The sequence below is a fragment of the Moorena sp. SIO3E8 genome (genome assembly GCF_010692445.1).
GTDB lineage: Bacteria > Cyanobacteriota > Cyanobacteriia > Cyanobacteriales > Coleofasciculaceae > Moorena > Moorena bouillonii.
Map to the genome: position 1 here is coordinate 1 of NZ_JAAHHM010000164.1, position 12,512 is coordinate 12,512.

The window sequence follows — 12,512 nt, forward strand, 5'->3', positions numbered from 1 at the left end:
CCTATGTTGCTAAGATTTCCCTCATGGCTACCGTTAGTGAAGAAAGTCAGAGGGGAAACGGTACTCCTGACTCAACTGGCTCTAGTATCCGTTGGCATGTTCATTATGGCTCATGCTGTCCTATTCCGACTGCATCTACCCAGCCGTTACAGTAAGCATAGTCTGCGAATTGTGCTAGTCCTAGCTGCTGCGATCGCTATCACTCTATTACTTGATGCTATTATTCAAGCTTGCCAGAGGCTAGCCTCCCCTCGAATTCAAGGGAAACCAGTGTTGGGAAGAGCGATCGTTACACTGGTAGGAATAGCTCTAATCTTGTCTCCTCTTGGTTTCCATAATTTCCCCAAAACTAACTATGAGGTTGGGAGGAAACATGGCCTCTATGAATTCTTTGCTAAACAACCAAACGATATCCTGATTGCCTCACTATCAAAGGAAGCCGATTTCTTGCCAACCTTTTCTGGACGGTCAGTCTTAGTCAGTAGAGAATACGGTATTCCCTATCATACTAACTATTACAACCAATTTCGCAACAGAGCGATTGATTTAATTCAAGCCCAGTACAGTCCAAATTTAGCTGAAGCCAAACACTTTATTAGGCAGTACAACATTGATTTTTGGTTGTTAGATAAGGAAGCATTTAATCCAGAATATATAGCTGACAATCGCTGGATTATGCAGTATCAACCAGTAGCAGCAGAAGCTCAAGCTCGACTCAAACAAGCCATTTTTCCGGCAATTGTTAACGTAATCGATTCCTGTTCTGTTTTCGAGACAGAGGAGGTTGTGGTTTTGGATACCGAATGTCTTGCGATAACTAGTAACAGTTAAATAGGTAAGCCCAAATCAAGCTGGCAGCTATGTAAATATATGTAAACAAATCTATCTAAACATGCTGGCTTAAGGGAATAGATTGAATTTCTAGATATTTTACAAAACTTGACATCATTCCCTTCCATTAGTCAGTTGAATCATGCCTACCTATTTAATGGGTAATGAATAATTTGGCAAACCCTAGCAATTTAGGTGATCCCAGCCCTGAACGCTACTGGGTATGACACTAACTCTTGGTTTTCATCATTACTTTAAAAAGCGATCGCATCCCATTCTTCACCGAATCAATCTAACCCAAAAAAACAAAACTCAATAAATTAGGGGGTTAAACCCCTCAACTGTTCTCAAACAACTGGGTTCAAGATTTTAGTTAGATGCCCTAAATTGTTGTTAAAGTCCATTGTTCCATTGTAGCAGGAATTACCAAATTAAGCCATCAGCACCCTACCTATCTCAGGGCTAAAACCTTGCTCTGTATCTAATACAGAAAAAGGAAGACAAGGAATACAAGGTGGACTTGGAAGAAAGACAAAATAACCAAACAAAATCATTCCCCTCTATCCTTCCTCTGTCTGTCCCCTTACTCTAAAACAAACTAAAACAAATACCTAATCCCTGGTTGAACACCACAAGCCACTCCAAAGCAATTTGGACAGGGTTAAACATCACTATCAAGACTGAGACAGGAACTATCTCAGTTTGACTACTAACGTTTACACCACAGGGAGTAAACGCTGGTTCACTCTCAACACACTACCTCTAATTTTGAACTATGAAACCCTATGCCGAGCATAATTTATGTGCCCATGTATTTTGGAATCCTTATCAGCCTAATCAACCATTAACACTCTTTTCTAAAACTGCTCACCCTGTACCGGATAAACGTTTGTATCGTAAGGGTAAACGGTTAGGCTTAACTGTCCAGGTTTCCCTAGTCGTTTTAACACTAACCTTGATGGTGTCAAGGGTGATGCTAGTTTTGTTAACATACGTATTTTCATCCCCAGCTACTGCTCACTAACTATAATGGTTAATGGTTAATTGACGATTAACCATTAACCATTAAAAAAAAGCAATCAACCATATTAGAAGTTATTAACCGGACTTCATATCATCTCATGTTCTGATCTAGAAGCTTTTTCACCTTCATGGTTGCTGAATCGGTTGTATAGTAGTCCTGATGATGATAATAGGAGCTAGTTGCGTAGTTTTCAACATCATTAGCAACAATACCTAAAAGATTAGTCCTAGAGGTTTTGAGTTCATCCAAGGCTTGGATTAGAACTGAGCGGTCAGTCTTGTTTAATCTGCCTACCAAGACCATACCATCCGTGTTAGCTGCTAGGAGGCGGCTATCGGCAAGTCCGATCACGGGAGGCGTATCATAAATAACTAAATCAAAAACAGCATTAAAATGCTCCATCAAAGTTCCCATCTTTGGTGCACATAGTAACCGAATCGGATCCTGTGCTGGGGAACCAGCAGTTAGCACATGAAGATGATCCCACATGGGCACTTGCTGGATGGCTCGGTTAGCTTTGATCCGCTTACTAAGGACATTACTCAAACCAAATTGATTGTTCAAACCAAAAATTTTATGTACCCGGGGACGGCGCAGATTTGTATCCACCAGTAGCACTCGCCGACCCATAGCAGCAGCCACTATAGCTAGGTGGACAGCAACGGTAGATTTCCCGTCTTCTGGTCTAGCTGAACTAATCACAATAGATTGGATTGGCTTATCGCAGCCCAGTAAGCCGATATTGCGATGGAGGAACCGGAACGCCTCTAAAAAGGGAGAAGCTTGTTGCAGTTTTGGCGTTGAGTTATTTTTCTGTACCTTAGGGAAGCTTGGAACAAAAGGTATACCTTTGCGGCTTGTTGATGACTTGGTGGGCTTAAGTGCTTGATGGTAAGGAATAACACCAATAAGAGGCAATTGGGTGTGATGTTTAAGTTCGTCGGGAGAGTGGAATACATGGTCTAAGCGCTCCATCAACCACCCTGTTCCTGCACCCAGTAATATACCTGCGATCGCTCCCAAAATAATCTGAAGTTCCTGATGTTGCGGAATCGGATATTGAGGCTGTTTGGGTTTGAGAATAAGTTCCCAAGAATAAGGCTGGAAGCTTTCCTTAAGCGCCACCAGAGTGTCTAATCGTTGGGTTGTCTGTGTAAGTTTCTGCCGTAAACTGGTGTACTTTGGATCTATCGCCAACATCAGTTTCATGTCTTGCGCAAGACTTTCTTCTTCCTCGGCAAGAGCTTGTTGTCGTGCTTGCAAAACTGATATTTGGATGCTCTGATCTACCAGTTGTTGAGTGAGCTGCTGGTGAATTGAATTGGGTGATATCTTAGGAACATCTGTATTTGTTAGTTTGATCCCCAGTACCTGTTCAGCTTCAGAGCGTAACAGGGATAAGAAATTATACTTTTGCTGCTGTAGGGTCTTGATGGTGGGACTGTTTGGAGTATAGCGGCTTGACTCGATAGCAATCTCAGCCTCAACCTCTTCTAGGTGGTTGAGCATCTTTTGGTAGTAAGGGTTTTCAGCCAAAGTCACTTGAGCCAGAGCTAACTCCGAGGCGCGAGAGTCCTTGACCTGATTTGATGACAATCCTAGCTTTTGAGAAATGATCTGGTAGAAGGACTGAGCTTCCTTAAGCTGGATGTCAGTATCTAATTGCTGTTGCTTAATCTGGCTAATCTGAGTTGAAAGCTGCTGTTTTTGATGATCATAGTCGATTAACTTGTACCCTAGCTCCAACTTCAGCAGTTCTTCCTCCAGTCTGTCTACCTCTTGGCGTACTTGAGGCAACTCTCTATTTGCTAGCTCAAGGTCTTTGTGATGGTAACTTGCTTCTTGTTGGCGGGAGTAATTGATATAATTATCGGCAAGCTGCTTTAAAACAAAGTGAACTTTTTGAGGATCACTATCCCGGTAACGAACTTCTAAGACACTAGTTCCTTCAATATGTTTGATCCTCAGGTGATTATTCTTGACTAAAGACTTGTAGCTAGTTTTGCCATAGCGCTTGTTTATTTCCTCAATCACGGGAGTGATGAGTTTCTCACTACGCAGTACCAGCATTTGGGTTTTATAAGCCAAGGTTTCAAAACCTGGTGTCGATTGATTTTCATCATCATCCTGTGCTGTCAGAGGCTCCAGACTGAGTCGGAACTTGCCTTCATACAGAGGTTTCTGATTAGAGGTCCATAAAAAAATACTAGCTGTTATAGTAATTGCTACACCAGCAGCCACTAAAAAGCGACGCCGTATGATCGTCCAAATCTCCTCTAGCTTACGCCCATCCTGATAGTATTTTGAGTTTCTAGTGTGGTAGATGACGGGCTGTGAGTGGATATATTTACCATTCCCCTGTGGGAAAAGCTCTGATTTATTGCCCATCTCTATATGTGCCTTTTGATTTATTGGTTTAAGTTATGTTCAAGAGTAACTGAAGCTATGGCTAATCGCTCCCCTATCATACCTTCGGTAGTTGCCACTAACCATCAGCTCTGTAGTTAGTTTGTGTTAACAAACTAGTTTTTGACACTAGAACTGGAAAATTTTACGCAAAACTTATCAAATATCCGGATAAAATGAAGGAATGGTTAAGTTAGGGCAATAGTGTTTGCTGGTACCAAGTGACATTCATAGGTAGCACTATCTACCTATCTCCCCATTACCTTGTCGTAAGCATTCAGCCGTCAGCCGTGAGCTTTTAGCTCACGCTACTTGAGGTGCCGTCAGCTTATTTTTCAAGTAGCGATGCAGCGCGGTCTTGGGGGAAACCCCCATGAGCGACTGCATCAAGACAGCGTGCGCTATGGGCATAAACTGTTCCCGTAGCGTGACCACAGGCCTTTAGCCTTTAGCCTTTAGCCTTTAGCCTTTAGCCTTTAGCCTTTAGCTGATAGCTGATAGCTGATAGCTGAATGCTTACACCTTGTCCTCCTGTCTAGCTAAATAACACTTGAAGAATGGAATTAAGTTTAGTAGTATAGTCTTGAATTTAAGTTATAAATATAAAAAGGAAAAGGTCAATGGTTATAATTCCTTGCCCTTTCCCCCTTTACTAAACTTTTACAGTGTAATCAGGAAGCAGTTATACAAATTATTCTCTTAAAATATTGCCCCTGACAATGAAAAACTGATCATGGGGTATTTGGCTCGAATCAGATCAATTTTCCCTTTTTCCATTGACGAGTGATCAAGCAAAGCTAGAAAAGCCCATATCTAGAGGGATATCTTGTAACCTTCCAGGACCGACTGCTTGAATAGCTTCTTTGAGAGACATATCTCCGGTGTAAAGCGCACGACCAACAATTACACCGCTAACGCCTAGAGATTCGAGAGTAAGTAGACTCAACAGATCAGTGATTGAACTGACACCCCCAGAGGCAATCACGGGGATCGATATATGACTTGCTAGTTCCCTTAGAGCGTCTAGGTTTGGTCCAGACAGAGTTCCATCCCGGTGAATGTCGGTGTAAATAATCGTAGTTACTCCCAGCTGAGTCATTTGTTCAGCTAGGTCAATTGCTGCAATTTCTGAGGTTTCTAACCAACCGTGAGTGGCCACCCATCCCTGACGAGCATCAATACCAACTACAATCTTCCCTGGGAATTCAGTGCAAAGCTGTTCCACTAGGGAAGGGTCTTCCACCGCTGCCGTTCCTATAATGACTCTATCGACGCCTAGAGTCAACAGTTGAGTGACTCCGGAGCGGGAGCGTAATCCACCACCGACTTGCACTGGCACAGGTACCGCCTGCACAATTGCTTCGATTGCCTTAGTGTTAACTGGCTTACCCAGTTTTGCACCATCCAAATCAACGACATGCAGCCTTGATGCACCTTGTTCAACCCATTGTTTCGCTACCTCGACTGGGTTATCGTTAAATATTTGCGCACGTTGGTAGTCTCCCTGGACTAACCGCACACATTTTTCTTCAAGTAAGTCTATAGCTGGAATAACATCCATGACTAAATTTCCCCCTAACCTATACTGAACTACCGCACACCAATCCCAGCAGGTATGGTGTAGGCTTCTGACATCACGGGGGTAGCCCAAGTCTAGGAGCTACGTCCTCGATTTGGTCTTAGATCCCCTGCAAGCCACTTCTTTCTGGCTACCCTTGCCAGTAGTAGTCGTTATTGTTCGATTGAAGCACTACCACTGGGCAATTCTGCCACAATCTTAAACCGCACATGATTAATGGCTAACTCACCAATGGAAATATCTTCCTTTTTCACAGGCACCCCTTGGCTCTTCAGGATTTCAAACTTAATTCCTTTACCGATCTCTATATGGTACCAGGCAAGACCCATCAAAAACCGAGTGGGATAAGGACCCCCTTCAACCGTATCATCAGCACTCGATTCCATCGGTAGCCAGCCGATTCCTGGGATATAAAATTCCATCCAAACATGATTAAAATCTGGTACTAAAGGAATACCGATTTGGTCAGGATGGGGAGGGCATTTGTAACGACCAACAGTGCGGCACGCGATACCATTAAGGCGTCCCAAAGCTAGCAATACTCCCAAATACTCGCCGCAAGACCCCACACCTCTTCGTAGCACAATGTCAGGAGTATCTATTTTAGGGGTCACGTGGTAGGAAAGTTTGTCGTAGACATAATTGCGAATACTGTAGACTTGCCGCAACAGATTCGTTTCGCTACCAATTGCTTCTTTAGCCGAACGGCGGATGATTTCTGTATCCATGGCTAACTTGTCATCATCCACCAAATAACGGTTCTGAAATTCTGGCGGTAACTCAGGCAACGCCTCCATATCCCGTGGTGTCAGGCGGTACTTGATACTCCAGACTTCTAGGAGTGCCTTCCAGCCAAAGATATGGCGTTCCCCTGGCTTGAGATTGTCAAACTTAAAGACGGCAACTTGCTGACCATCTTGAACGTCTATAGTAAAGGGTATACCTACGGGTTCGACTTTTGAGACCTTTTGTCGGTCAGTTTCCGATGGCAAGGCAATTCGCCATTCCAAATCATTCAACTCGATATCCTTGAGGGGATCAAGTTCCTCCACGTAGGACATTTCGATTAAATAGCCATTGGAGAGTGCGTAGCGACCTTCCGGATTGTAGGTAAAGTGTAACGGATGAATAAAAGTGCGATCGCGATACTGCAATTCATAATTAGGATCAGCGTTAGGGTTATCCCGGATGTAAGCCTCCTCAGTTGCATAAGCAACATAGAGGGTATCGTCTCCCGTCTGGGGGTCAGTACAAAACGCTAAACCAGTAGGATTTTCAAAGGGGGTGAGTACACTGAACTGAATTTCGCCAGTTGCTCGATCAAGACAGTAAACTGTCTGTTCTTGGTCATCCGATACCCACAGTTCTTCATCACGGATTGTTATATGTTCAATGCCAACTCCGGGAGAACGCAACCGGGTAATTTCATGACCTGTATTGCTGCTATAAATAATAATATATCCAACTTTTTGACAGGTAACATAAACAGTTGAATCTTTAACAGCGATTCCGTTAGCGGTGTAAGGCAAATCAACAAAGTGTTGTAGGGTTATTTTTTTATTTATATGGCAAAAATAGACACTATCTTGTAACGTTAACCAGAGGGTTTCTCCTGCCACTCCTAAACCAGTAACACCGACTAAATCTGACTCACGTTCTGGATTCAAAATCCTTGTGTTATCAGTAAAGGGATCAATTTGTAGTAGATAACCCTTTATCGAGTCGATAGCAATTATTTTTTCTCTCCAAAATGCTATACCTTGCAGGGAATATGCTCCAATTGGTCGGATAGTTTTGTCTAATTTTTGTCGTTCTTTAAAAAATGGAGCTGAATTCATAATCATGAGTAAATCCGATGAAGATCAGATGAAGATTTAGACAAAATTATAAGCTTAGAGTGGCGATGTCTCAAATAACTGAAGTTATTGTTAAAATGATGCAGGTAAGGACTGAAAACCTGATCCTCTTAGAGGGGTTACGGGTGCCTCCAAGGGCTGTTGTTCTGCCATACTTCTCACTTATCCTGCTTACTTAAGAGAAACTTGGCTCTATCAGGGAATAGTTTTATCATGGCTTGGTTAACACGTTCATCAAAATTTACGGTCTTAACGGTTGCTTTGGCTTTCAGTCTGGCAGTCAATCTTCCAGCCCAGGTACAAGCTCAGGCGAGTTCTTCCCTAGGGAGGGAACTGATTGAGAAGATACCGAACCACTGGGAAAGTATATATTTATCTGAATTTGATCCACCTCCTACAGGCGAACCCTCGGATCTCGGACGTCCTGGAGGAACTAGGGGTCCTGGAGGAACTAAGGATTCCAAATGCCAGAAATCAAACCTCAAAAATCCTGTAGCGTTGGTTCCCAGTTCTGGGATCGGAACAACGCTTGCTAAATACCCCACTTTCTCTTGGTATATGCCCTGTATGGAATCAGCATCAGGGCTATATTTAAAGTTTGTGCTGAAAGATGCCTATGGAAAGGAGCTTTACTCAGTCAAGTATCCCTTACCCCATAGGGTAAATGCTGGAATTAGGAGTATAACGCTTCCTACCTTTGTTAACCTACCTCCCTTAGAAGTTAATCAGAACTATGACTGGCAGGTAAGATTGATTGATCCCGGCGACTCGTCAAACAATATCTATATTGATGGTGGGATCAAGCGAGTTAAAGAAGATCCAAACCTTGTGCAGGGTCTAAAGCAAGCAACCCCCCAACAGCGTGTTGCGATCTACGCAAATCATCGGCTTTGGTACGAAACATTAACGACTCTGGTAGAGTTGCGAAGGCAGCACCCCAATGACGAGAACTTGGCAGAAGCTTGGCACAAACTGCTGACTTCGGTCGGGTTAGATCCAATTGCCAAAAAACCCTTGTTTGAACAAGCCAGTAGGACTAACAACTAAATAACGAAATATAATAGGTTATTATTACCTGTATGAATACAACGTATGAATACAAATCGGTATAATAACACTCAAGACCCTTACTACCAAGAGATTCTCAGTCCTATAGCCCAAATTATCCAACAAGACTATCAAAGGTTCCCAGCTGACCAAACTTATAGCATCTACGCCTCAGACGTCTATTTTAAAGACCCCCTCAACCAGTTTCGCGGGCTTGAGCGTTACAAACAAATGATTGCCTTTATCAATTGCTGGTTCCTCGAGCCCAATCTAGATTTGCAACACATTTCCCAGTCAGGAGATACAATTAAAACCCGCTGGATTCTCAGCTGGACTACCCCATTACCCTGGAAACCGCGCATGACTATTCCTGGCTGGAGCGAGTTAAAGCTGAATGCTGAGGGGTTAATTGTTTCTCATATAGATTATTGGGACTGTTCACGCCTGGACGTAATTAAGCAGCTTTTGTAGAGTAATGTAAAGTAAATAAATGTAAACTTTTCTCAGAACAGCTGGAGCATACCATGCGCGTAATTTTGATGACCGGTAAAGGAGGAGTAGGAAAAACCTCTGTAGCCGCTGCTACTGGCTTGCGTTGTGCCGAGTTAGGCTACAAAACTCTAGTTCTGAGTACTGACCCAGCTCACTCCCTAGCAGATAGTTTTGATATTGAACTAAGTCACGACCCCCGATTAGTCCGCCCCAACCTTTGGGGAGCAGAACTTGACGCTCTGATGGAATTGGAAGGAAACTGGGGAGCGGTTAAGCGTTACATTACCCAAGTGCTGCAAGCTAGGGGCTTAGATGGGGTACAGGCAGAAGAATTAGCCGTTCTTCCTGGTATGGATGAAATTTTCGGTCTCGTCCGCATGAAACGTCACTACGATGAAGACGAGTACGATGTTCTGGTTATTGACTCAGCTCCTACTGGTACTGCGCTACGGTTACTGAGCTTACCAGAAGTCAGTGGCTGGTATATGCGCCGTTTTTATAAGCCACTACAAAGTATGTCAGTTGCTCTGAGACCTTTGGTTGAACCTTTATTCAAACCCATTGCTGGCTTTTCTTTACCAGATAAAGAGGTCATGGATGCTCCCTATGAGTTTTATGAACAAATTGAAGCCCTAGAGAAGGTACTCACTGACAACCAACAAACATCAGTGCGCCTGGTCACTAATCCTGAGAGAATGGTGATTAAGGAGTCCTTACGAGCTCATGCTTACTTAAGCCTATACAACGTTGCCACTGATCTAGTTGTTGCGAATCGGATTATTCCTGACCAAGTAACTGACCCATTTTTCCAACGCTGGAAAGAAAATCAGCAACAGTACCGCCAAGAAATTCACGACAATTTCCGCCCTTTACCCATTAAAGAAGTTCCCCTCTATTCCCAAGAGATGTGCGGTATTGAGGCGTTGGAGCGTCTCAAAGAAACCCTCTATGGTTCAGAAGATCCCACTCAAGTGTATTACCAAGAAAACACCATTAGAGTAATACAGCATAAAAATGAGTACAGCCTAGAACTCTATCTACCTGGTATACCCAAAGACAAAATACAGCTTACTCAAACAGGAGATGAATTGAATGTTCGCATTGGTAACCATCGGCGCAATTTAGTCCTCCCCCAAGCTTTAGCAGCCCTAAAACCTTCAGGAGCCAAGATGGAAGAGGATTATCTAAAAATCAAATTTGCCACTGGTGCAGTTAAGATTTGATCATGCTGTTTAGAGTTCCAGTCAATCTACACAGCAGTAAATTAACCCTTTTTTAGATCCTGAGCCATTTTGAGGAACGGATCCATGCTTGAGTCAGGGCGACGGCGTTGAGAGCTTACCTGACCGTTTTGTTCTAATGTCGCTCCAGACTGGGAAGCAGGCTCAGACGTGGCCATAGGTGTCTCATTTTGGGAAAGGGTGACTTTATCCGTAGCGGAGATCTGCTCTACTACTTCACCGCTTAAAATAGCAGTTTTGGTCTTGGGAAAGGATTTCTTGACCTTAACACTGCTGCGCATGTAGTCAATGTTTCCCATTGTTTTGGCTTGATCTGTGTCCAAGAAATACTCTTTGGACTGGTTAGCTTCTATAGACTGTGCCATATCCTGGCGGTCCTCATCAACGTACTTGGTCTGAGAGTTGAACAAATTGCCAAAGAGTCCCATAGTTAATTTTTCCTGCCTCTAGGTAGTCTCTTGTTACTTTATGTTAAATATTATAAATATTTATATCACAAATCTTCTTTAAAAACTGATATCAACACAAAAAAAACCAGCCACTGACAGAGAATGTCCTCTGTCAGTGGCTGAGGGAATTAGTCAGGGTGCATTTAGTACTTCTGTATCTAGTACTTCTCTATCCCGCTGGGTTGTCACCCAATCAGGCAGCCAAATTAAAGATGGGGTGGAACCCCGCGCTTATTCAAAGCGGTAGGGAACGCACACCAAGAGAGTGATTGCTTACAGGGCAGATGCCTAGGGCATATCGCCACCACTGGCTATAAGTTTATAGGCAGCTTGTTTATAGGCTAGAATACTGAGCTAATATTTAGCCAATATATTAGTTAATAAGAAACGCCACGATATTTGAGGTTGACTTTGTCTTGCACAAGTGTTAAATGATGGGCACTACCCAATCGGTAATTCAGTCCCCGGTACTTGCCAGCAAAGTCAACTGCTGTGGTGGAAACTTCCCAAGGATGGTATTGGTAGCTAACACCGCGATAAGAAAGTTTCATCCTTAAGAGCAAGGAGACTCCCGTTATACCCGTAGGGTTAGCGGGAGACGGGGCTATAAAGTGCGGACGCAGGTTCCGCACACAGCCCGGAGACGAAACCTTAAAATAAGGTTTGAAGTTACCGTAAGGAGAGGGTCGCCTTGTCTTGATGCAGTCGCTCATGGGGGAAACCCCCAAGACCGCGCAAATCACGCTAATCAAACAGTTTTAACCCTTTTACGCATAACCGACTAACCATAAAGGCTCCACTCTCCTAAGGTTTCGTCTCTGGCCTTAATCATGGAGGCGCCCTTGACCCGTAATTAAATTCGCCATGGGTCGTGCCTCAAAGTTTTAACCCTTTTACCCATAGCCGACCGGAGATGAAACCTGTTTATTAAGGCAGCCTTAATCATAAAGTTTTAACCCTTTTACCCATAACCGACCAACCATAAAGGCTGCCTTATTCTTGCGGTAACTTCGTTCCCAACCATAAAGGCTGCCCCAGCGAGAGATTGCTCGCTGGGGTAACTTCTGACCCTCAGGAATTGCGTCCATGGGTCCAGTTGACATCTCACATAAAATGGTTGAAAATGTGAGTATGTCTGAAAAAGCTTACCGATACCGCTTTTATCCTACACCTGAGCAGGAAACTCTGTTGAGGAGAACTATAGGCTGTGTAAGACTTGTTTACAACAAAGCTCTAGATGCTAGAACCAAAGGGTGGTACGAACGTCAAGAAAGAATAACCTACAAAGAAACCTCTTCAATGTTAACAGGTTGGAAAAAAGAAGAAGATTTATTTTTTCTCAATGAAGTAAGTTGTGTTCCACTCCAACAGGGATTAAGACATCTTCAAACAGCTTTCACTAATTTCTTTGCAGGTCGTGCTAAGTATCCAAACTTCAAGAAAAAACGCAATGGTGGTACTGCGGAATTTACCAAATCCGCATTTAAATGGAGAAATAGCCAGATCTATTTGGCTAAATGCCAAGAACCTTTGCCTATTCGTTGGAGTCGTCAGTTACCGGCTAACTGTAATCCAAGTACCGTTACA

Annotated in this window: 12 protein-coding genes and 1 pseudogene; 6 read left to right on the forward strand and 7 right to left on the reverse strand. The window is 43.4% G+C overall.

Features of this window, described 5'->3' with window-relative positions:
- Together F6K46_RS34150 and F6K46_RS34155 are read left to right on the forward strand one after the other, a co-directional pair.
- Positions 1–831 (forward strand): annotated as a pseudogene (locus F6K46_RS34150) (hypothetical protein); the annotation flags it as partial.
- 775 nt (positions 832–1,606) lie between these two features.
- Positions 1,607–1,855, forward strand: coding sequence for a hypothetical protein (locus F6K46_RS34155; protein WP_143727829.1), 249 nt, complete (start codon positions 1,607–1,609; stop codon positions 1,853–1,855).
- 90 nt (positions 1,856–1,945) lie between these two features.
- On the opposite strand, the gene F6K46_RS34160 is transcribed toward F6K46_RS34155, so the two are convergent.
- The 4 genes from F6K46_RS34160 to F6K46_RS34175 form a co-directional block, all read right to left on the reverse strand.
- A complete protein-coding gene (locus tag F6K46_RS34160; protein ID WP_293061184.1) occupies positions 1,946–4,243 on the reverse strand; it encodes a polysaccharide biosynthesis tyrosine autokinase in 2,298 nt (765 codons plus the stop codon).
- 321 nt (positions 4,244–4,564) lie between these two features.
- Positions 4,565–4,696 (reverse strand): hypothetical protein, encoded by a 132-nt coding sequence (locus F6K46_RS34165; RefSeq protein WP_293061181.1) that lies wholly within the window; start codon positions 4,694–4,696, stop codon positions 4,565–4,567.
- 352 nt (positions 4,697–5,048) lie between these two features.
- Entirely contained in the window at positions 5,049–5,822 is a 774-nt protein-coding gene (gene hisA / locus F6K46_RS34170; RefSeq protein ID WP_070395241.1) for a 1-(5-phosphoribosyl)-5-[(5-phosphoribosylamino)methylideneamino]imidazole-4-carboxamide isomerase, read from the reverse strand.
- Between the two features lie 170 nt (positions 5,823–5,992).
- Positions 5,993–7,678, reverse strand: a complete 1,686-nt coding sequence (locus tag F6K46_RS34175) for a transglutaminase family protein (RefSeq protein ID WP_293061215.1) — start codon at positions 7,676–7,678, stop codon at positions 5,993–5,995.
- Positions 7,679–7,909: 231 nt separating this feature from the next.
- On the opposite strand from F6K46_RS34175, the gene F6K46_RS34180 reads away from it, so the two are divergent.
- From F6K46_RS34180 to F6K46_RS34190, 3 genes are read left to right on the forward strand one after another with little or no spacing between them, the layout of a single operon-like run.
- Positions 7,910–8,743, forward strand: coding sequence for a DUF928 domain-containing protein (locus F6K46_RS34180; RefSeq protein ID WP_293061179.1), 834 nt, complete (start codon positions 7,910–7,912; stop codon positions 8,741–8,743).
- A gap of 45 nt (positions 8,744–8,788) precedes the next feature.
- Positions 8,789–9,214 carry a DUF2358 domain-containing protein gene (locus F6K46_RS34185; protein WP_293061177.1) on the forward strand — a complete coding sequence of 142 codons (426 nt, stop codon included), beginning with the start codon at positions 8,789–8,791 and terminating at the stop codon, positions 9,212–9,214.
- 53 nt (positions 9,215–9,267) lie between these two features.
- Positions 9,268–10,458: a TRC40/GET3/ArsA family transport-energizing ATPase gene (locus F6K46_RS34190; protein ID WP_293061175.1), complete on the forward strand. Its 1,191-nt coding sequence runs from the start codon at positions 9,268–9,270 to the stop codon at positions 10,456–10,458.
- 41 nt (positions 10,459–10,499) lie between these two features.
- Here F6K46_RS34190 and F6K46_RS34195 read toward each other — a convergent pair whose 3' ends face one another.
- From F6K46_RS34195 to F6K46_RS34205, 3 genes are all read right to left on the reverse strand, one after another.
- Positions 10,500–10,904 carry a hypothetical protein gene (locus tag F6K46_RS34195; RefSeq protein ID WP_293061173.1) on the reverse strand — a complete coding sequence of 135 codons (405 nt, stop codon included), beginning with the start codon at positions 10,902–10,904 and terminating at the stop codon, positions 10,500–10,502.
- A gap of 398 nt (positions 10,905–11,302) precedes the next feature.
- A complete protein-coding gene (locus tag F6K46_RS34200) occupies positions 11,303–11,476 on the reverse strand; it encodes a DUF4278 domain-containing protein (protein ID WP_293061171.1) in 174 nt (57 codons plus the stop codon).
- Between the two features lie 387 nt (positions 11,477–11,863).
- Entirely contained in the window at positions 11,864–12,028 is a 165-nt protein-coding gene (locus F6K46_RS34205; protein ID WP_293061169.1) for a hypothetical protein, read from the reverse strand.
- Between the two features lie 28 nt (positions 12,029–12,056).
- Between F6K46_RS34205 and F6K46_RS34210 the strand changes: the two genes are divergently transcribed.
- A partial coding sequence (locus tag F6K46_RS34210) for a transposase (RefSeq protein WP_293061167.1) occupies positions 12,057–12,512 on the forward strand: 456 nt, incomplete at its 3' end.